This window comes from Acinetobacter sp. WC-323 (assembly GCF_000314615.1).
Taxonomy (GTDB): domain Bacteria; phylum Pseudomonadota; class Gammaproteobacteria; order Pseudomonadales; family Moraxellaceae; genus Acinetobacter; species Acinetobacter courvalinii.
In genome coordinates this window covers 147,650-167,355 of sequence record NZ_AMZS01000060.1, presented here as the reverse complement: position 1 = coordinate 167,355, position 19,706 = coordinate 147,650, and the positions used below count along the sequence as shown (strand labels likewise).

19 protein-coding genes are annotated in these 19,706 nt (G+C 42.6%); 11 read left to right on the top strand and 8 right to left on the bottom strand.

Annotation, left to right across the window (positions count from 1 at the left end; genetic code table 11):
* Nucleotides 1-2: 2 nt before the first annotated feature.
* Complete coding sequence (locus tag ACINWC323_RS03895; protein WP_009514510.1) at nt 3-1,166, bottom strand: HlyD family secretion protein; 1,164 nt, start codon at nt 1,164-1,166, stop codon at nt 3-5.
* A gap of 12 nt (nt 1,167-1,178) precedes the next feature.
* Nucleotides 1,179-2,675, bottom strand: coding sequence for a TolC family protein (locus ACINWC323_RS03900; protein ID WP_032881664.1), 1,497 nt, complete (start codon nt 2,673-2,675; stop codon nt 1,179-1,181).
* Between the two features lie 348 nt (nt 2,676-3,023).
* Here ACINWC323_RS03900 and serC point away from each other — a divergent pair, with 348 nt between their 5' ends.
* On the top strand, nt 3,024-4,103 hold the full coding sequence (serC, locus tag ACINWC323_RS03905; RefSeq protein WP_009514815.1) for a 3-phosphoserine/phosphohydroxythreonine transaminase: 1,080 nt from the start codon (nt 3,024-3,026) through the stop codon (nt 4,101-4,103).
* Nucleotides 4,104-4,179: 76 nt separating this feature from the next.
* Here the strand turns inward: serC and ACINWC323_RS20285 are convergent, their stop codons facing one another.
* Both ACINWC323_RS20285 and ACINWC323_RS03910 read right to left on the bottom strand, forming a co-directional pair.
* Nucleotides 4,180-4,323 carry a hypothetical protein gene (locus tag ACINWC323_RS20285; protein ID WP_004771301.1) on the bottom strand — a complete coding sequence of 48 codons (144 nt, stop codon included), beginning with the start codon at nt 4,321-4,323 and terminating at the stop codon, nt 4,180-4,182.
* Nucleotides 4,324-4,358: 35 nt separating this feature from the next.
* Nucleotides 4,359-5,297, bottom strand: a complete 939-nt coding sequence (locus tag ACINWC323_RS03910) for a hypothetical protein (RefSeq protein ID WP_009514561.1) — start codon at nt 5,295-5,297, stop codon at nt 4,359-4,361.
* Nucleotides 5,298-5,526: 229 nt separating this feature from the next.
* Here ACINWC323_RS03910 and ACINWC323_RS03915 point away from each other — a divergent pair, with 229 nt between their 5' ends.
* Complete coding sequence (locus ACINWC323_RS03915) at nt 5,527-5,997, top strand: YaiI/YqxD family protein (RefSeq protein ID WP_005284529.1); 471 nt, start codon at nt 5,527-5,529, stop codon at nt 5,995-5,997.
* Between the two features lie 7 nt (nt 5,998-6,004).
* Nucleotides 6,005-6,898 carry a DMT family transporter gene (locus ACINWC323_RS03920; protein ID WP_005284533.1) on the top strand — a complete coding sequence of 298 codons (894 nt, stop codon included), beginning with the start codon at nt 6,005-6,007 and terminating at the stop codon, nt 6,896-6,898.
* A gap of 8 nt (nt 6,899-6,906) precedes the next feature.
* Here ACINWC323_RS03920 and ACINWC323_RS03925 read toward each other — a convergent pair whose 3' ends face one another.
* On the bottom strand, nt 6,907-7,488 hold the full coding sequence (locus tag ACINWC323_RS03925) for a PilZ domain-containing protein (protein ID WP_005229403.1): 582 nt from the start codon (nt 7,486-7,488) through the stop codon (nt 6,907-6,909).
* Between the two features lie 25 nt (nt 7,489-7,513).
* Between ACINWC323_RS03925 and ACINWC323_RS03930 the strand changes: the two genes are divergently transcribed.
* The 4 genes from ACINWC323_RS03930 to ACINWC323_RS03945 all read left to right on the top strand — a co-directional run bounded on the left by ACINWC323_RS03930 (nt 7,514) and on the right by ACINWC323_RS03945 (nt 13,174).
* The gene (locus ACINWC323_RS03930; RefSeq protein WP_032867489.1) at nt 7,514-8,749 is read left to right on the top strand and encodes a lipoprotein-releasing ABC transporter permease subunit; all 1,236 of its coding nucleotides are present in this window, start codon (nt 7,514-7,516) and stop codon (nt 8,747-8,749) included.
* Entirely contained in the window at nt 8,742-9,431 is a 690-nt protein-coding gene (gene lolD / locus ACINWC323_RS03935; protein ID WP_005229406.1) for a lipoprotein-releasing ABC transporter ATP-binding protein LolD, read from the top strand. The genes ACINWC323_RS03930 and lolD overlap by 8 nt, the downstream gene beginning before the upstream one ends.
* Complete coding sequence (locus ACINWC323_RS03940) at nt 9,424-10,659, top strand: lipoprotein-releasing ABC transporter permease subunit (protein WP_005229407.1); 1,236 nt, start codon at nt 9,424-9,426, stop codon at nt 10,657-10,659. Before lolD ends, ACINWC323_RS03940 begins: the two co-directional genes overlap by 8 nt.
* 88 nt (nt 10,660-10,747) lie before the next feature.
* Nucleotides 10,748-13,174: a DNA internalization-related competence protein ComEC/Rec2 gene (locus tag ACINWC323_RS03945; RefSeq protein WP_009514845.1), complete on the top strand. Its 2,427-nt coding sequence runs from the start codon at nt 10,748-10,750 to the stop codon at nt 13,172-13,174.
* A 1-nt stretch (nt 13,175) separates the two neighbouring features.
* Here the strand turns inward: ACINWC323_RS03945 and ACINWC323_RS03950 are convergent, their stop codons facing one another.
* Complete coding sequence (locus ACINWC323_RS03950) at nt 13,176-14,165, bottom strand: lysophospholipid acyltransferase family protein (protein WP_349303597.1); 990 nt, start codon at nt 14,163-14,165, stop codon at nt 13,176-13,178.
* A gap of 102 nt (nt 14,166-14,267) precedes the next feature.
* Here ACINWC323_RS03950 and sppA point away from each other — a divergent pair, with 102 nt between their 5' ends.
* From sppA to ACINWC323_RS03965, 3 genes are all read left to right on the top strand, one after another.
* Nucleotides 14,268-15,290 carry a signal peptide peptidase SppA gene (gene sppA / locus ACINWC323_RS03955; protein ID WP_005284545.1) on the top strand — a complete coding sequence of 341 codons (1,023 nt, stop codon included), beginning with the start codon at nt 14,268-14,270 and terminating at the stop codon, nt 15,288-15,290.
* 184 nt (nt 15,291-15,474) lie between these two features.
* Nucleotides 15,475-16,266 (top strand): alpha/beta fold hydrolase, encoded by a 792-nt coding sequence (locus ACINWC323_RS03960; RefSeq protein WP_032881661.1) that lies wholly within the window; start codon nt 15,475-15,477, stop codon nt 16,264-16,266.
* A gap of 8 nt (nt 16,267-16,274) precedes the next feature.
* The gene (locus ACINWC323_RS03965) at nt 16,275-16,649 is read left to right on the top strand and encodes a hypothetical protein (RefSeq protein ID WP_009514785.1); all 375 of its coding nucleotides are present in this window, start codon (nt 16,275-16,277) and stop codon (nt 16,647-16,649) included.
* Between the two features lie 30 nt (nt 16,650-16,679).
* Here ACINWC323_RS03965 and purN read toward each other — a convergent pair whose 3' ends face one another.
* Both purN and purM read right to left on the bottom strand, forming a co-directional pair.
* Nucleotides 16,680-17,309, bottom strand: coding sequence for a phosphoribosylglycinamide formyltransferase (gene purN / locus ACINWC323_RS03970; protein ID WP_171062221.1), 630 nt, complete (start codon nt 17,307-17,309; stop codon nt 16,680-16,682).
* A complete protein-coding gene (purM, locus tag ACINWC323_RS03975) occupies nt 17,306-18,376 on the bottom strand; it encodes a phosphoribosylformylglycinamidine cyclo-ligase (protein WP_009514808.1) in 1,071 nt (356 codons plus the stop codon). Before purM ends, purN begins: the two co-directional genes overlap by 4 nt.
* A gap of 133 nt (nt 18,377-18,509) precedes the next feature.
* Between purM and cxpE the strand changes: the two genes are divergently transcribed.
* Nucleotides 18,510-19,703, top strand: a complete 1,194-nt coding sequence (gene cxpE, locus ACINWC323_RS03980) for a chloramphenicol efflux transporter CxpE (protein ID WP_009514801.1) — start codon at nt 18,510-18,512, stop codon at nt 19,701-19,703.
* Nucleotides 19,704-19,706 lie beyond the last annotated feature (3 nt).

Sequence of the window (19,706 nt, the reverse complement as noted above, 5' to 3'; positions counted from 1 at the left end):
GGTTATTTGGCCTCTTCGATTTTAAAGAGTACGCTCATGCCGACTTTTAAATCTGGAATGCGTTGCTCAGGCACCAAGTGGAATTTAAAGCTGCGTATGTCATAACCACCGGTCTGGCGCGTGGTTTTAATGGTTGCAAAATCACCTTCGGCATCAATGTTTTTGACTTTAAAACTGACTTTTTGATTTAAAGCCGGAATAAAACCTTCAATTTTTTTCATTTGATACACAGCGCTGTACATGTCTTCGCGAACATTTAAGCTGACCCACAAATCGTGGTCTTCGATAATACTGACCACAGGCACGCCTGTTGCGACTAACTCAGTCGGTTTACCATAAGTTTTTGATACGGTTCCGTCTGTTGGTGAATACAGTTTGGTTTCTGCTGTTAATGCATTGGCTTCTTTGACTGCCGCTTGTGCCATTGCAACTTGTGCATCCGCAGTTGATTTCTGTTGTTCGGTACTACCACGTTTGGCACGGGCATACTGTTGATAAGAAGCTTCGGCAGTTTCACGTGCAGAGGTCTGTGCAGCCCGCATTTCATCGCGACGTTGACGAGAAATCACCCCTTGCTGATAAAGGGTTTCACCACGTTTATAGGTGGTTGCTGCCAATTCTGCTTGGGTTTTCATGGCTTGCCAGTTGGCATACAGGGTCTCAATATTTTCTTGTTGAGCACCCCGATAAACGGTGGAGTGGAATGCAGTTGCACTTTGTAAAGCTGCTTGGGCCTGTTCTTTTTTTGCTTCAAGTTCCGGGCTGACAAAACGAACCAGAGCCTGACCTTTCTTAACTGGCTGTCCCTCGGAAACATAGAACTCTTCAATACGACTAGGCACTTTGGTGCTGATATGCACGGTTTCTGACTCAACCCGACCTTGCAATTCAATAGCTTGCGGTTGATAGGCTTTCCACAAGCCAAAAGCGATTAAACCCAAAAGTAGAATCAAAATAATCAGGCCGATGATTTTTGCCTTGCCTTTTTTAGCTGGCTCGTTCGGTGGCTGCTGGGTATTTGAGTTTGATGTCTCAGGTTGTGGCTGCGCAATTTGCTCAGTCGCGCTCACTTGTGCTTGAGCTGATTCAGACGCTTGCGTTTCAGTCTTGTTGTCCACTTGATTTTTATCGCGTTCTGAATTGGATGATGATTGATCTTGGCTCATAAAATTCTCCAATTAACGGATATAGTCAGTACGTGGTTGATGAACATACAGCTTGAACTCATCAATCGAGCCATAGCTTTGTAAAAGTGTTGCGAGAGATAAAATGTATTTATATGAATTAAGCGCCATTTCGCTTTTTAAAGCACTGAGGGCGTTTTGTGCATCAATCACTTGTGTCGCCGTGCCCATGCCTTCCTTAAAGGAAAGCTGCTGGATACGTAAGTTCTCTTGTGCCGCTTTGGTGTTTTGAACCAGCAATTGATGGCTATTCTGTGAGGAACTTAATTCGCTATAAGACTTATACAACACATTTTCGACTTCCTGTTTGGTGCGTTCGGTCATCAGTTCGGCTGCATACTTTTTAAGTTCGGCTGCCCGGATATTTTTATTGTTATCGATGCCCGAAAATAAATTGTATTTTGCCATGACGCCGACAATCCAGTTCTCTTTGCTGTCCAGTCCATATTCACCAAAGGCAAAAACACTCGGTTTTTTGGCTGACTGCTGAACCTTGATATTTTCATTGGCCAGTTGGGTATCCATTTGCAGCTTTTTGATCAGACTGGAATTCTGATCATAATTTGCCAGCATTTTATCCAGCGAATGGTTTTGTACGTTATTCACAAACAGAGGGGTGGTGAGATTTAAACTTTCTCTGGTTTTGAGTAAATTTTGCAGGCTAAACTGACTGGCTTGTAAGTTCGATTGAGCATTTTGATAGCTACGTTGCGCATTATTACGTGCTACCTCAAATTGCATGCGCTGGCCCTTATTAATAAAGCCTTGCTTCTCCAGTTTAAGGGCATTGTCATAATGTTCCTGCATGGCATTTAAATTAAACAGGCTGGCATTCAGTAATTGCTGCTGTAATTGCACATTAAAATAAGACTGGATCATCTCAAAACGTTGCGAGTCTTGTTGTTGTTTTTCGCTAATGTTTGAGCGTTGTGCCTGAATGGTGGCAATCTGTTTGGCGCTGCTAATTTTACCGCCGGTATAGAGCGGCATCACCATGGAAACTGAGGTACGCACATCATGGTCTTTAACCGTAACATCGACATTGTTCGGCACCTGATTCAGACCTTCACTTACGGTTTGATCAAATCCCTGACTAACCTGATCAATCACTTCAGGCGGTAATACATTTTCCCATTGTGATAACTTGTCATCAAAACCACGGGTCAGCGAATTTTCCAGTCGTCGTTTACTTGAGCCTAAAGGCACGCTGGTTTCACTATGAAATGAATAAGCACGGGCATTTAAATCAATACGGGGAAGGCCCAGGTTTTTAACCGCCTCCATCTCAAGTTGTGAAGCTTGTTGCAGAGCTTGTTGGGCTTGGGAGGCATAGGCATTTTCGACCACATACTGTTCAGCCTCGCTATAGCTGAATGTCTGGGCCCATACAGAAGATGAAAATAAGGCACAGCTGATCAGGCTTATACTCAAGCTTAACATTTTGGGAAAGCGCTTGACCTTGAAATCTGGTCGGTCATGTTGTTTCAACATCAGGTTATGTCGCAATTTAATAATATCCTGCGTTAGTCTAAATTCTTTTTATAAAATTAAAATATTATGTTTTTAATTAAATAGTTATATGGCTCAGATTGGTGTAGTGAATTTGTAAAAAGTAGAGTTTTTAATCTAAATAAAATGGCGAAAAACCGGGACGTTTTAGGTTCGGGAAAAGGGCTGGCAAGTTTGGCCTAAAATAATTGTAATGACAGAACATGATTGAAAAATTAATACTTTTTTTGCAGTCAAATTGAAATATTTACTGCATAAGCTGCTGCAAGCTTCGCCAATCTATGATTAAATTCCCATTCCAATTTGTTCCACTTTAACAAGGGAAAACTCATGCGTGCTTATAATTTCTGCGCTGGTCCTGCTGCATTACCTACTGCCGTTTTAGAAAAAGCTCAACAAGAATTGTTGAATTGGCAGGGCAAAGGTCTGTCGATCATGGAAATGAGTCATCGTAGCAATGATTATGTTGCCGTGGCAGAGAAGGCTGAAGCTGACTTACGTAAGCTCATGAACATTCCAGAAAACTATAAAGTGCTATTTTTACAGGGTGGGGCATCCTTACAGTTCTCAGCGATTCCGTTGAACCTGTTAGGTAAAAATAACAAGGCAGACTATATCCATACTGGCATCTGGTCTGAAAAAGCGCTAAAAGAAGCGAAACGCTATGGCGATATTAATATTGTTGAAGCGGGTACGCTTATTGATGGTAAACATGCGATCACTGAACAGAGTACTTGGAATCTGTCGAATGATGCAGCCTATGTACATTATGCAGATAATGAAACCATTGGTGGTTTGCAATTCGCGGCTATTCCAGATGTGAATGCACCGTTGGTCTGTGATTATTCATCTAGCATTTTGTCTGCACCATTGGATGTCAGCAAGTTTGGCCTGATTTATGCCGGTGCGCAAAAAAATATCGGTCCGGCAGGTTTGACCATCGTTATTATTCGTGATGATTTACTTGACCAGGCCAAGCCGGAAATTCCAAGCATCTTGAAATATGCAGACCAAGCCAAGAATGGTTCAATGGTCAATACCCCAGCGACCTACGCATGGTATTTATCAGGTCTGGTATTTGAATGGTTGCTTGAGCAGGGTGGAGTAGATGCCATCTATAAAGTGAATCAGGAAAAAGCCAAGTTATTATATGGTTACATTGATTCGAGCGATTTTTATAACAATCCGATCGCAGTGCCAAACCGTTCAATGATGAATGTACCATTTACCTTGGCGGATGAAGCACTTGAAAAGACTTTCTTGCAAGAAGCTGAACAGCATCACTTATTGAACTTGGCAGGCCACCGTTCAGTGGGAGGCATGCGTGCAAGTATTTATAATGCCGTCCCGTTAGAAGGTGTTCAGGCTCTTGTTCACTTTATGGACGATTTTGCGAAACGTCATGGTTAAGCCATAAACAGCAGTTAAAATAAAAGCCCTCATCATTGAGGGCTTTTATTTATATGAATAAGGGTATGCGCAAAAATCAGAAAAAGCCAATTTGATGAAAAATAAGTGCTGCTAAGAACATACCGAGTAAGAAAAAGCAAAAAGCACCAACATCAAGTTTAAGACCTTGATCACTCGAATGAATCAGACTGGTGGTTGTTTGTTCTGGTATAATTTTCATTAGAACGCCTAAAATGCCATTTATGTGATTTTTTGTCACTCAAGAGCAGTTTTAGCATAAATATTGGCCTGAATCCATAGGTTGCCACGAATATATTGGCCAATGTTAAAGTTTCTATACAATTCGTTTTTAGTGGCAATACGAATCAGGATTGCCGGTAAATCATCTTCTAAAACCAGAGTTACGTCATACAGGGTATATTCATCCTGCATAAACTGCATTTGAGTTTTACCAACAATATTACCCTGGAACCAGGCTTCATCTTCCTGACCTAAAGTTTCACCAAATAAATAAGCCACCATTTTAGAAAAGTCGACCGTGACAGGTTCTTGATCTTCTGGTGTTTTTGGCTGCCACTCATTAATCAGTTCCTGTAAATTTTCTGGCGCTACACCATTATGTTCTGCCAAAATTGCATTTAAAGCGCGATGATGTTTAATCGAAGCAGGATCATCTACAATGATTTTCTCATCTGCAGCCACTGCTTCCAATTCATAGGCCCAAGCATTAAATTGAACTTTATAGCTTTGATTTTTGTCATATTGACAGCTATTTACACTGAATAGATTATCAAAGGCATAAATGGTGGTATCTTTATTTAAATTTAACCGTAATACGGCCTGAGTGGCAGAATCACAGGTAATAATTCGCTCAATTTTGGCATCATATTTATACGGGCTTTCGAAACTTGGAAATGCAGTTTTTAATGCACGTGGTTTTTGGTCTTCCACCGCGATGATCTGGTTAATCGAAACAGATTCACCGCTTGGGCCTTGAATCAACCAGAATGCCTGATCCATCTCATGTTCATCTTCACATAGCCCCATTGGCATAATCGGTGCATCAAGGGCCAGTCCTAACCATTTGGGAACATCAGTTTCGGGTGTATCTGTCAATAAGTTCCAATGCTCGACATGATTACCGAAATTTTGATCTTGAATTTTAATGATTTCTGGATTGTTTTGATTTTTCATAAAGCGAGAGGCTAAAAAGATTGAACTTATTCTATTAAATCGAGGGTAACCGGGATATTTCAAGTCTGAATCTGTAATTCTCTAAAATTTATTTTAATTTTTAAGCTGATATCAACCTTTACTCCAGTCGAAGCAAATAAAAAATGCATGGGATGACTGCCGCTTTGTTAACTCTACTTTTCCCGTAATCTGCTACACTAGTCTTTTCTTCTCAAGAGTTTTCGTCAACGTGCTGCCATTTAAATTATGGGTAGATGCTGATGCTTTACCTAAAATTTTACGTGAAGTGATTTTACGCGCATCCGATCGTTATCAACTTGAAGTGACCTTTGTTGCCAACCAGAATGTCGGTATCACCCCATCCATGCGGATTAAATCCATTCAGGTGATGAGCGGGGCAGATCAGGCGGATCAGGAAATTGTGGAACGTATGCAAGAAAATGACATTGTCATTACACAAGATATTCCGCTGGCGGCGCAAGTAATTGAAAAAGGGGGAATTGCCATTCACCCCCGTGGTGAGATCTATACCACGGCTAACGTAAAAGCACGTCTCCATCTACGTGATTTTATGGATACCTTACGTGGGGCTGGGGTACAGACTGGTGGGCCACCACCAATTTCAGAACGAGATAAACGTGAATTTTCCAGTTCTCTGGATCAGACCATTTTAAAACAAAAACGAAAAACAGCATCTTGAGTTGAGTATGCCATCACGTATAAACCTGATGCTCACTTATGGACTACTGGTCTTTATCTGGGCAACCACGCCGCTTGCAATTGTGTGGAGTGTTTCGGACCTGCATCCGATGTGGGCATTGCTGATCCGCTTTTTTATTGCCTTACCACTCGCTGTGACGGTGTTATTACTGTTAAAAGTGAAATTTCCCACTCATAAAATTGCCCTATTGAGTTATGCCGCAGGCTCATTGAGTCTGATTGGTTCGCAAATCTTTACCTATGCAGCCACGGCTTATCTGAGTTCGGGGCTGATCGCCTTGATGTTTGGTCTGGCACCGATTATGGCTGGCCTGATTGGTCGTTTTGGTTTTCAGCAGAAGCTGGCAGGTTTGCAGTGGCTGGGAATGGCAACCTCAATTATCGGCTTGGCCATGATTTGCTTGAGTGGTAGCCAGCAGCATGTACAGCCGATTGGCATTATTTTAATGCTGATCAGCGTTTTTTCTTATTCATTGTCGATTTTTCTGGTCAAGAAGATTAATGCAGACTTGCCAGTGATGGCGCAGGCCACCGGCTCAATTCTGGTCTCAACCTTATTGGCTACATTATTGATACCGTGGATCTGGCAATATGCCCCAACGCATTTTCCTTCTGCAAAGTCTTTGTTTGCACTGACCTATACCATCGTGATGGCTTCGTTAATTGCCATGTTCTGTTATTTTAAGCTGGTGCAGAACTTACAGGCGACCACATTATCACTCACGACTGTCATGACACCGATGCTGGCGATTCTGATCGGCGCTTATCTGAACCATGAACAAATATCAGCTCAGGTCTTTGTGGGCGCGAGTATTATCCTGTTCGGTTTAGTGCTGTACTTCTTCAGGGATTTAAGGGCATATCGCCGTTTGAAATCTTAAGGATGGAATCAGCTGGCTTCACTTTGTTGAGCCTGTCGAATACTGGCAGCCAATTTAGCGCGATCTTGCGGATTGAGCGTAATAAAATAGGCACCGATACGGAATTTTCCCTGTTCTTCCGCGGTGCTATGGGCAACTTGCGCAATGGCTGCGATATGGAAGAAATTTTCAGGGTGGCTCAGGGTAATGTGGATATAGGTGCCTTGATTAATATCTTGAGAACTAAAGAAACTTAATCCATTCTCGGAAACATTGACCTGCTCAGGAACCGGCAATAAGGATTGCACGATATTGTCATAATAAGACCCTGTAATCAGGTTTAATTTCTGGTTAAAAAGGGATAAGATGCGAGCAATTTGTTGATCTTTTTCATTTAATTGTTCTAATTCGTAGCGAAACGCATGATCAAATTGATCTAATTCTGCAAGTAGTAGAAAATAGCGGGGCAAAACGAAATGGGAATCATACGGGTCATTCAGCGCTACATCATCGGGAATGATTTGATAGTTGATTCTCAACACGGCATCAATACGAGACATCACACGACGTTCAGTGTTGTCGTCAACAAGATGATGTTGTGAATTTTCCATAATAAATCACCTCGGACTAGATGGTATGTTTAAGCCAATTTCGCTGTATATAGGGTTGAGATACACTCGTGCTCAGCGGAGTAATCATTTTATTTCTTTTGTCGCCTTAGTTTCCATGATCGGCTTGACGCTTGGTGTTGCTGTGCTGATTACAGTGCTATCGGTCATGAATGGTTTCGATCGCGAATTAAAAAATCGTGTCCTTGGAATGGTTCCACAAGCCACTGTTTCTTCTAATCAAATTCTAACAGATTGGCCTGAGCTTGTAAAAAAAGTTGAGCATCACCCGCATGTCACAGGTGCTGCGCCTTTTACCCAATTGCAAGGGATGTTGACTGGGCAAGGGCAAGTCGCCGGTATTATGGTGACAGGGATCGAGCCAAAATATGAAAGCAAGGTGTCGATTATCCAGAACCATATGGTTGCAGGTGATTTAAATGCATTAAAAAAAGGCGAGTTCGGGATTGTGCTCGGTAAAGATATGACCGATGCCTTGGGTCTGAGCCTGAATGACAATGTGACCTTGGTACTGCCTGAAGCAACGCCGTCTCCAGCAGGTGTGGTGCCACGATTTAAACGCTTTAAAATTGTCGGTATTTTTAGTGTCGGTGCAGAAGTGGATTCTACAGTTGGCTACATTGCCTTGAATGATGCCTCGACCTTATTACGTTTGCCGGATGGTGCCCAAGGTGTGCGTCTTAAAGTGGATGACATTTTTGCGGCGCCGAATGTGGTGAACCAGATTGTTAAACAATTACCAGATAATTTTTATGCAACTAGCTGGAAAGAAACGCATGGGAGTCTGTTTGGTGCGGTGCGAATGGAAAAGAATCTGGTAGGTTTACTGCTGTTTCTGATTATTGTGGTGGCTGCATTTAATATCGTTTCGTCACTGGTTATGGTGGTCACAGATAAAAAGGCAGATATTGCAATTCTGCGTACCTTAGGTGCTTCACCACGATTTATTACGTCTGTCTTTATTGTACAAGGGACCATTATTGGGGTGGTGGGTACGGTGACAGGAGTGATTTTAGGTAGCGCTTTTGCGTTAACCATCAGTGATTTGGTGGGCTGGTTAAATCACACCTTTGGACTTAATTTATTTAGTGGTTATGTCATTGGCTATTTACCTTCTTATTTACGCTGGCAAGATGTCCTGATTGTTGTGACCGCATCTTTATCTATCAGTTTTTTAGCAACAATTTACCCTGCTATCCGTGCAGCGAAAACGCAACCAGCCGAGGCATTACGTTATGAGTAAGATCGTTCTAGAATCAAAAAATATCTTTAAGCATTTCGATGATGGCAAAAGCAAAGTTGAAGTGATCAAAGGCTTATCCCTGCAAGTCAATGCCGGCGAGTTCGTTTCGATTGTGGGTTCAAGCGGTTCAGGTAAAAGTACCTTGTTGCATGTGTTAGGCGGTTTGGAGCAACCTTCGGAAGGACAAGTCTTCTTACAAGGTCAACGCTTTGATAATTTAGGCGAAGCGGAGCGTGGCTACAAGCGTAACCAATATCTGGGCTTTGTTTATCAGTTCCACCATTTATTGCCAGAATTTACTGCATTGGAAAATGTGGCAATGCCATTAATGTTGCGCAGTGAGAGCAATTTTAAGGACGTAAAAAAGCAGGCAGAATATCTGCTGGATCGTGTTGGCCTGTCTCATCGTATGGATCATAAACCGGGTGAATTGTCGGGTGGTGAACGGCAACGTGTGGCTTTGGCGCGTGCTCTGGTGACCAAACCTGCGGTGGTGCTGGCAGATGAACCGACCGGAAATCTGGATCGTAAAACCGCGCTCAGTATTTTCGAGCTGCTCACCGATTTGAAAAAAGAACTCAATATGGCGATGTTGATCGTGACCCATGATGAGCAACTGGCCCAGTCAGCGGATTCAATTTTGCATATGCAAGATGGTATATGGGTGGGTGAGCATGTTTAAACCCATTTCATTTTATATTGGGCTGAAATATACACAGGCGAGAAAAAAAAGCCGTCTGGTGTCGTTTATTTCATTGATGACCATGATTGGTCTCACGGTGGGTGTTGCGGTACTGATTACGGTTTTGTCCGTGATCAATGGTTTTGACCGGGAATTGAAAAACCGTATTTTAGGAATCGTGCCACAAGCGACGATTGCCTCCACTCAGATTATGACCAACTGGCAAGACCTGGCTCAAGACATTGCTAAACAGCCCCATGTGGCTGCTGTTGCGCCGTATACACAGTTACAGGGGATGTTGACTGCACATGGCGAAGTAACTGGGATCATGATCTCAGGCATTGAACCGGAATATGAAAAACAGGTCTCTATTGTTCATAACTATATGCAAGCCGGTAGTCTGGAGGCCTTGAAGAAAGGCAAATATGGTATTGTGATCGGTCAGGATCTGGCAGACAGTCTAGGCTTGAAGCTGAATGATCCGGTGACGCTTGTGTTACCTGAAGCCACCAATTCATCCGCAGGGGTAGTGCCTCGCTTCAAACGTTTCGAAGTGGTGGGTATATTTAAAATTGGTACTCAGGTCGATTCGATGGTGGGATATGTGGCATTAAATGATGCCTCGACACTATTACGCTTACCGGAAGGTGCTCAAGGCATTCGCTTAAAACTGGATGACATTTTTGCTGCACCGGAGATTTCCGAGAGTATTATCAAAAAATTACCAAGTAATTTTTACGCTTCGAACTGGACCTATACGCAAGGTAACTTATTTAGTGCCATTCAAATGGCAAAAAATATGGTCGGGTTATTACTGCTCCTCATTATTATCGTGGCAACCTTTAATATTATTTCATCCCTGATGATGTTGGTGACAGATAAAAAATCAGATATCGCCATCTTACGTACTTTAGGTGCATCGCCCTTATTGATTACTCAAATCTTTATGGTGCAGGGGACAATTATTGGTGTGATTGGCACCGGATTGGGTACGGTTTTAGGGATTATTTTATCGTTAAGCATTGGTAATATTGTGTCTTGGGTGAATACCACTTTTGGCTTAAATTTATTAGATGCCTATTTTGTGCATTATCTGCCTTCATATTTACGTTGGCAAGATGTATTGCTGGTGGTAAGTGTTTCATTGTTATTAAGTTTACTGGCAACAATTTATCCTGCCTTACGTGCAGCAAAAGTTCAGCCGGCAGAAGCATTGCGCTATGAATAATGCATAAATATTGAATAAGACCTCTTGTTAAAGCTCCGAAAAGGGGCTTTAATTTTGTCTTTAGAAAAACTAAATCCAATGTTAAGAAATGTTGAAGATTATTTTATTCGGCTGGATTGCCGGTATTGCTTTGATGGGGCAGGATTTCCATTTTATAGGACAAACATGGTGGATATGGCTGATTTTAGCAAGTCTGATATTGGCTTTAGGACGATATAAAAGGCAGCGCTATTTTCAGCGGGCTTGGTATAAGGCGCTCCTTTTAAGCAGTTGCAGCTGGGCATTGTGCTGTACCGGTTATCATTATGCTGATGTGGCTTTAGAACAACGTTTAAGTTTAAGAGAACTTCAGGTTCAACCCTTTGAAACCATTGTTTATATTAAAAAAATAGATGAAATAACAGACGAGGGGCAAAAACAGATTGCTGAAGTCCTCAATCGGCATAGCCAGCCAGTAGACTGGCTACTGTATCTGAATAAAGCATCCCAGCAATCCATGCAGCAGCCGAGCTTACGACTGGGGCGTTATTATCGGATCAACGGGATGATCAGGCCTGCGCATAGTTATGCCGTAGCAGGAGCATTTGATCAGGAAAAATGGTTTTTACAGCAGAATATTTTCTCTGCATTTTCAGTCAGGCAGATTCAGCCGTTAAGCCCTGATGAGATTTATCGTTTGGGTTATCAGCAACACGATAAGCAACAACGTACGCTCAAAGCCAGGTTGCTGTTAAAAATTGAAGGCATGCGGCTGGACTTCCGGCACATGCTGCAAACAAGCTCTCTGCAACATCCAGGTTTGCTGCTAGCTTTGCTGACTGGCGATGAAAGCCTGTTGTCGAGCGAGCTAAAACAGCAATTTCAATTGCTGGGAATATCCCATTTACTGGCTATTTCAGGGCCTCATGTACTAATCTTTGCTTTGATGCTGACCTGGTTGTGCCAAAGGTTGATACAGCGTTATTGCCCAGAATTATATTTATGGAAACCCAGACAGATTCTGGTTATTTTTCCTTTTGTTGCCAGTGTTGTACTTTATGTAGCTTTTGTCGGCTTTGAGATTCCGGCTATTAGAACGCTGTTCACAGTGCTGATTGCCAGTCTTTTCCTGATCTTGCGACAGTCTATCCAACCTCTGGCTTTGCTGATCTATAGTGCTAGCTTACTGCTGATTTATGATCCATTTAGCATCTTGTCGGCAGCATTCTGGTTATCTTACGGGGCCTGTTTTATTCTGCTACGAATCTATCAAACGACAGCACACTTACCTCAAGATCAAGTGCAGACCTCAATACAAAAGATGATACTGGCAATTAAAGTGTTGATTGATGCTCAATGGAAAGTTTTTATTGCCTTATTGCCACTGGTGATTATTTTCTTTCAGCAGATTTCTTGGGCAGCTCCATTGAGTAATCTGATTGCAATTCCGCTATTAAGTGGCGTGGTGGTGCCGCTAGGCATTCTTGCTGCTTGTCTGTGGCTGATCATTCCCGCATTGGGGCTATTGTTGTTTCAGCTGAATGATCAGTTGCTTGCATTCTTGTTGTGGGGCTTAAACGGTTTACAGCACCTGTTCCCAGCATTATACGGGGTTAGTTATACACCTAGCATGATGCTGAGCTTGATCTTGGGATTGGTCATTTTATTTATGCCTAGAGGAAGCGTACCCAAGCTTTGGGCCGGCATCTGCTTTTTGCCCATGCTTTTAGGCGTTAACACTCAATCTACAACTTTAACTATTCTTGATGTGGGACAAGGGCAGGCGATCTTTTTACAGCATCCGCAACAGACATTAATGATTGATACGGGCGGTAATTATGACGAGCGAAAATTTGGTATCGGTGAGCGAGTCGACATCCCGTTCCTAAGACAGCAGGGTATTCGTAGCTTGGATCACGTCATTCTATCGCATCTGGATCAGGATCATAGTGGCGCATTTCCGGCTATACAAAATGCCTTTGCGATTACTCAGGTGCAGTCAAGTGAACGAAGTGAAAAGCTCCCGTTTAAGGACAATTTCTCCTATTGCCAACAGGGTCAGCATTGGTCATATAGCAATCTTAAAATTGAGATTTTGTCGCCTACGCAAGATGGCCTGAATTTTGCCGAACATCAACAGAATGAGCAATCTTGTGTGGTCTATCTGCAGTTTCTCAATGCTCAACCTTATCAAAACTTTCTGATTATGGGCGATGCAGGCTGGGAAACCGAATTTAAGTTGCTACAGCAATATCCAGATTTAAAAGTAGATGTTCTGGTTTTAGGCCATCATGGCAGTAAAAATAGTTCTGCTTATGATTTTTTAAAAGTTTTAAAACCCAAGCTGGCGATTGCTTCAGCTGGCTTTAATAATCGTTATGGGCATCCGAGCCGGGAAGTCCAAAAGCGTCTGCAAGCTCTGAATATTCCGTTACTTAATACTACACGAACAGGGTCGGTGAGTTTCCTGTTTGAGCATGGCAAAGTTGAAATAAAGCTGCAACGGCAGCAAAGGAAATGGTTACAACGAGAATAGCCTAAGCAATCCCTGCTTGTGTTTGCTGACGAACTGTGGCCACCTGAGCCAGTGCCTCCTGTTCATCAATATCATAAATTTTCTTCAATGCGGGATTGGCACGAAAGCGTTTATAGCTCCAGTGATAGTGTTCCGGATAGCGTTGAATCAGTTGTTCTAAAGTTTGATGAATGATCAGGGTACCGTGCTCGGCACTGCCTTCATAAATTTGAGGATTGACTGGCTCAATGAACATATCAAAGCCATCTTGCTCATTTCTTTTGGTGTAAAGCAACAGGGCTTTGGCCTTGGTTTTCTGGATTAGCTTGGCACTTAAACTGCTGGAAGCTAAGGGAATACCGAAATAATTCACCATGTCGCCGCCATGATCGGGGGTATGATCAGGCAAAATGGCGGTAGTACCACCTTGTTTTAAGGCTTTGAAAACTTGTCGTACACCACTTTCATCGGTCGGGACCAGATGCGCTTGCTCACGGCTACGTGCATCACGGACAAACTGGTCAGCATCAGGATTCTTAACGGGCTTATATAAGATGGTCATTTGGGTATATTGCGCTAACCATGCATTCATCACTTCCCAAGTGCCAAAATGAGGAACAACTAAGACCACGCCTTTTTTTTCTGCCAGCGCTTCATGCAGGTAGTGTTCGCCCTGAACGGTATCAATACGCTGAATATTCTTCTGATTAGATGCCCCCCAGATACTCAAAAACTCGAAATAAGAGGTGAGTTCATTCTGAATGGCGTGTTTGGTTAATAATTGTCTTTGTTGCGGTTCCATATCTGGAAATGCGATCTTTATATTCAGGCAAATAATTTTTGAAAGTTTAGATAGTTGAAAAGTATTGACCAGTCCAGCAACCAGCCGTGCCAAAAAACGTCCTAATTGAATCGGCTGACGACTTAGGAGCTTGATGAGACGGTAATTTGAGCTGATCGTTCTGGAATGGGTCATGGAGGCGGTATGAGAAAAATTACAAAGGAAAAGTATAATGTAAAAAATAATTATAAGTTAAAACAAGTTATTTAAACAGTTTTGTTGAAATCAGCGTATATAATAAAGCCACTTTAAAACATATTGGATTGGAATCTTATGTCCGATTGGCCACCAAAACCAAAAAATGAATCAACAAATAGTGACAATGTTACGGGCAAAGAATGGCAGATTTTAGAAAAAGCCGTTCTTGCCTCTGTAGAGGAACAACGACGTAGCCGTCGTTGGAGTATCTTTTTTAAATGTTTAGGTTTCGCTTATTTACTCATTGTCCTGATTGCAATGACCAAGAGTTGCTCGACATCGACAGAGAAATCAACCACCAATATCAGCAGCGACCATCTGGCCGTGATTGATATTATAGGGACAATTGATTCATCTGCGGGTCAGTCGACTGTTAACAGTGAAGATACCAATAAAGCGCTTAAACGAGCGTTTGAGGCGAGTGGCAGTAAAGCAATTGTTTTAAATATTAACTCTCCTGGTGGTTCGCCGGTACAGTCAGATGAAATCTGGCAGGAAATTCGCTACCAGAAAAAACAGCATCCAGACAAGAAAGTCTATGCAGTGATTGGTGATATGGGTGCGTCAGGTGCATATTATATTGCGTCTGCTGCTGACGAAATTATTGTCAATCCATCGAGTTTGGTGGGTTCTATTGGCGTGATCATGCCAAACTATGGTTTAAGCGGACTGGCACAAAAGTTAGGGATTGAAGACCGGACTTTAACTGCGGGAAGTAATAAAGATATCTTAAGTATGACTAAGCCGTTAGATCCGGCACAAAAACAACATGTGCAATCTGTACTGGATAATGTCCATACTCACTTTATCAATGCGGTAAAAGAAGGTCGTGGCAAACGTTTGAAGACTAACGATCCAGCGGTATTCTCTGGTTTATTCTGGACAGGTGAACAGGCGATTGCTTTAGGTATTGCAGATCGTAGCGGTAGCATTACCACACTGATGCGTGATCTTAAAGTTGAACAAAAAGTGGACTATACTGTTCAACGTAATCCTTTTGAGTCGATTTTAGGCCGTATGGGCGCCAAGATTGGTGAAGGAATTAGCAGTTCGCTTGCGTCACAGCTGGAGACTCAGCAGAACGCGAAAATTCAATAACAGGTCAAATTGTTCCAACTTTATTAAAGCGATGCTTTTGCTGGAATAGATTCTTCATACTCAGGCTGTGTTTTTCACAGCCTTTTTTATTGTAAAAATAACTGGGCAGTTCTTGTTTTGATTTGCAATACATGTGTAGAGCAGGATAATTGAACGATCAGTGAAAACAAATAAAGAACCCTTTATGAAACCCTTGATTCATTTTGCCCATGCCAACGGTGTCCCTTCTAAAGTTTATCAAAAGCTATTTGATCAGCTTAAAGATCAGTATGACATTATTTATCTGGCTGAAATTGGCAATGACAAACGTTATCCGATTACGCATGGCTGGACACATCTGGTCGATCAGGTCATTGATAATATTGTTCAGCAAGCCCAAGGACGCCAAGTGATTGGTGTAGGACACTCTTTGGGTTCGGTTCTGACTTTAATGGCTGCCTATCGTCGCCCCGAGTTATTTTCCCAAGTGATTATGCTGGATCCTCCCCTAATCATTGGTAAGGCATCTTTTGTGTTTCATTTGGCTAAACTCTTTAAACCTAAGCTGGTGGATAAAATTACCCCTGCGGGTTTATCTGCACGCCGTCGTGACCATTGGGAGTCGCGTGAACAAGCGGCTGAGCTGCTGGGTTCACGTGGTTTTTACCAACATTTCGATGCCGACTGTTTTCAAGCCTACATTGATCATGCCTTAACCGTTGATCCGCAGCGGGGCGGTGTTACCTTAACCATTCCTAAGCAGGATGAAGTGAAGCTGTTTAGAACAACCCCATCGATGTGGTGGTTACCGATGCCGAAGCCACCTGTGCCAGTACATTTAGTGGTAGGTCAAGATAGTGTGTTTTTAAAAGAGAAATTTCCGCAGGTTGCGAAAAAGAAACTGGCTATTCCATTTTCTGTTGTTGAAGGAGGGCACATGTTCCCATTGGAGCATCCACTGGATACCGTTGAGAAAATTAAAAGTCTGGTGCTTTAATTGTTTCGATGAGAAATACTGAGATTATTCTAAATGCACTGGGCTTGCTGGGTTATGGGCAAGAAAGTTGCCAAGCAAGCGTACTGATTTTTTTTGATGCTTATCAACAACGGGTTGAATATATTAGCAATTTTTTAGATATATTTGGCCTTGCGTTAAGCAATGTGCAAGCCCAAGACCAACTTATAAGCGTATTTGATCGATTCAACCATAAAAACTGGCAAGAAATTGATCAGTATTCATTTCAAGAAGATGAGTATTACTGCTTTCTTCGCATCAAAGTTTTTCTATTGCATTTAGCTGATGAACATGACGCAGATGAAAGCATGGAGTGGTTAAATATTTTTCAAGAAAAATATTTAACCTATCTTTTAAAGTCATAAAAAAACGCATCCTTAGATGCGTTTTATTTTTTAGAATTGAGCAAACTGAATCGGTCGTTCTAAAGGCTTCTGGTTAAAATAGGCTTGGCCATTTTGCCAGCGCAGTTGCCCTGTACAAAACCATTGCGCGACTTGAGGATAGATAAAATGTTCAAGTTCATGCACGCGTTGCGCCAAAGTCTCTACCGTATCATGTAAACCTACCTGAATGGCAGATTGCGCAATACTTTGTCCGGCATCCAGTTCAGCTGTCACAAAGTGAACGGTACAACCATGCAGACGGTCTCCGGTATTTAATACCCGTTGATGGGTATTAACGCCTTTATATACAGGCAACAGAGAAGGGTGGATATTTAACATTTTACCTTGCCATTGCAGCACAAAGCCTGGTGTTAAAATCCGCATAAAACCTGCAAGGATCACCAGATCCACCTGCCATGCTAGCAGTTGCTGGTGCATGGCTGCATCAAAGCTTTCGCGATTCGGGTAATCTTTATGTGAAATAACAGCGGTTGCAATATTGGCATCTTTCGCACGTTGTAATGCATAAGCATCAGCTTTGTTTGATAACACGCCAATGATTTGCCCTGACAGATTTGCATCTATCAGGGCCTGTAAGTTACTACCGCTGCCTGAAACAAGGACAGCAATTCTCATTATGCAAAGATCACGCGAATTTTTTCGTCAGCGCCTTCAACTGATTCAGCATTTTCCTGAATGTGACCAATTTTCCAGGCTTTTTCACCTTGAGCATTCAACACATCAATGGCTTTGTCCGCTTCACTTGGATCAACTGCAATCACCATACCAACGCCACAGTTAAAGGTACGATACATTTCAAAGCGTTCTACATTACCTTCTCGTTGTAACAACTGGAACAACTCAGACCATTCCCAGCTTGATTCATCAATCACTGCTTGCGCGCCGTTTGGAAGAACACGCGGTAAGTTACCTGGTAAACCGCCACCGGTGATGTGAGCCATGGCATGCACATCAACTTGTTTGCAAAGTTCGAGGACCGGTTTTACATAAATGCGCGTCGGTTCCATTGCAACATCGGCAAGCGGGCGACCATCAACGATTTGGGTCAGGTCTACATTTTTAACATCTAAGATTTTGCGTAGTAATGAGTAGCCATTTGAGTGTGCACCACTTGATGCCACACCGATGAGTACATCACCAGACTTCACTTTTGTTCCATCAATAATTTTACTGTGTTCAACTACACCGACAGCAAAACCGGCAAGATCGTAATCTTCGCCTTCATACATGCCCGGCATTTCGGCAGTTTCCCCACCAACCAATGCACAACCAGCAAGTTCACAACCTGTACCAATTCCTGTCACTACATTGGCTGCCACATCAACATTTAGATGACCTGTTGCATAGTAGTCGAGGAAGAAAAGTGGCTCAGCACCACAAACAAGCAAATCGTTAACACACATTGCCACAAGATCTTGACCAATCGTGTCATGACGATTGAGATTGAGTGCCAGACGTAATTTGGTACCTACGCCATCTGTGCCTGAAACCAATACAGGTTCTTCATAACCTTTTGGAATTTTGCATAGCGCACCAAAACCACCAAGACCGCCCATTACTTCAGGACGAGTGGTGCGTTTCGCGACAGATTTGATACGATCGACCAGTGCGTCGCCCGCTTCAATGTCGACGCCCGCATCTTTATAGCTTAAACCAGTGTTTGGGGTAGAAGTTGAGTTGCTCATAGTGAAGTCTCCGCATTGGCGGCAGATTATAACCTGAATATACGAAACTCTTATGTTATTTATGCTCGAAAATGCTATCTTTAATTAAAATTTTTTTTATTTATAACGAATATACAATAAAAGGCTAGATTTTATGCAAGATCAGGTACTACGTCGTATCTTTATCCTCGCTGGGCTCGCATTACTGCTTTGGGTGCTCTATCTGCTAAAGCCCATCGTCATTCCTTTCGTAGGTGCTTTTTTTATTGCCTACCTGTTTAGTCCACTAGTGGATGTCCTTGTCAAAATCAAATTACCGCGTTGGTTAGCCATCAGTATCGTCTTTATTGGAATTGGTGTGACCCTTACCATGGTGTTGTGGTTCTTGGTACCGTTGATCTGGAAACAGCTGATGTATGCCCGGGATAGTATTCCTGCGGGTATCCACTGGATCAATGCCACTTTCCTACCGTGGGTATCACATACCTTTAATGTTGTACCTATGGAAATTGACACTGAACAGATTTCAAAAGCCGTAATGGATTATATCCAGACCAATTACAGCGCTGACAGCATCCAGACCATGGCATTGCGAGTCGCCCAATCAGGATTGAACTTTATTCAGATTGGTGGTGTGGTTATCCTTATTCCGATCATCTCGTTCTACTTCCTGCTGGACTGGGAGAGAATGCTGCAAAGTTTAAGACGTTTAATTCCACGTCCATATGAAGCTTCAACCTTAACCATCGTGCGTGAATGCCATAGCGTCTTAGGCGCCTTTGTCAAAGGGCAGTTCCTTGTGATGCTTTTGCTGGGAATCGTTTACGCCGTCGGGTTACAGCTGATTGGGCTGGAAGTCGGTTTAATTATTGGCATGATTGCTGGTTTGGCAAGTATCATTCCTTATCTTGGATTTGGTGTCGGGATTATTGCTGCTGTGGTTGCGACACTTTTCCAGTTTGGACTGGACTGGACCCAATTGCTGCTTGTCGGTGTGGTGTTCATGATTGGACAAATGGTCGAGGGATATATTCTGCAACCTTTCTTGCTGGGTGATAAGATTGGTCTGTCACCTGTGGCTGTTGTTTTCGCAGTATTGGCAGGGGCACAGCTGGGTGGATTCCTGGGTATGCTGATTGCTTTACCTGTGGCTGCGGTGATTGTGGTGCTGCTTAAACATGCACGTGATAATTATGAAAGAAGCCGCTTCTATGGTTCTACCACAGAAGTTGTACTGGTACAGGGTGAAACTCAGCACATAAATGTGGATTCAGAGCAAGTAGAGCTTGATATTCAAATTAAAAACTCTCAAGATACAGAGACTTCAAACCCGAAAGATTTAAAGTAATTG

Coding starts and splice junctions, on each gene's coding strand:
- serC (WP_009514815.1), top strand. CDS start 3,024: ATGCGTGCTTATAATTTCTGCGCTGGTCCTGCTGCATTACCTACTGCC.
- ACINWC323_RS03925 (WP_005229403.1), bottom strand. CDS start 7,488: ATGGAAAATTCACAACATCATCTTGTTGACGACAACACTGAACGTCGT.
- purM (WP_009514808.1), bottom strand. CDS start 18,376: ATGAGCAACTCAACTTCTACCCCAAACACTGGTTTAAGCTATAAAGAT.
- ACINWC323_RS03920 (WP_005284533.1), top strand. CDS start 6,005: ATGCCATCACGTATAAACCTGATGCTCACTTATGGACTACTGGTCTTT.
- ACINWC323_RS03965 (WP_009514785.1), top strand. CDS start 16,275: ATGAGAAATACTGAGATTATTCTAAATGCACTGGGCTTGCTGGGTTAT.
- ACINWC323_RS03960 (WP_032881661.1), top strand. CDS start 15,475: ATGAAACCCTTGATTCATTTTGCCCATGCCAACGGTGTCCCTTCTAAA.
- sppA (WP_005284545.1), top strand. CDS start 14,268: ATGTCCGATTGGCCACCAAAACCAAAAAATGAATCAACAAATAGTGAC.
- ACINWC323_RS03930 (WP_032867489.1), top strand. CDS start 7,514: ATGTTTAAGCCAATTTCGCTGTATATAGGGTTGAGATACACTCGTGCT.
- ACINWC323_RS03910 (WP_009514561.1), bottom strand. CDS start 5,297: ATGAAAAATCAAAACAATCCAGAAATCATTAAAATTCAAGATCAAAAT.
- ACINWC323_RS03895 (WP_009514510.1), bottom strand. CDS start 1,166: ATGAGCCAAGATCAATCATCATCCAATTCAGAACGCGATAAAAATCAA.
- lolD (WP_005229406.1), top strand. CDS start 8,742: ATGAGTAAGATCGTTCTAGAATCAAAAAATATCTTTAAGCATTTCGAT.
- ACINWC323_RS20285 (WP_004771301.1), bottom strand. CDS start 4,323: ATGAAAATTATACCAGAACAAACAACCACCAGTCTGATTCATTCGAGT.
- ACINWC323_RS03945 (WP_009514845.1), top strand. CDS start 10,748: ATGTTGAAGATTATTTTATTCGGCTGGATTGCCGGTATTGCTTTGATG.
- ACINWC323_RS03940 (WP_005229407.1), top strand. CDS start 9,424: ATGTTTAAACCCATTTCATTTTATATTGGGCTGAAATATACACAGGCG.
- cxpE (WP_009514801.1), top strand. CDS start 18,510: ATGCAAGATCAGGTACTACGTCGTATCTTTATCCTCGCTGGGCTCGCA.
- ACINWC323_RS03900 (WP_032881664.1), bottom strand. CDS start 2,675: ATGTTGAAACAACATGACCGACCAGATTTCAAGGTCAAGCGCTTTCCC.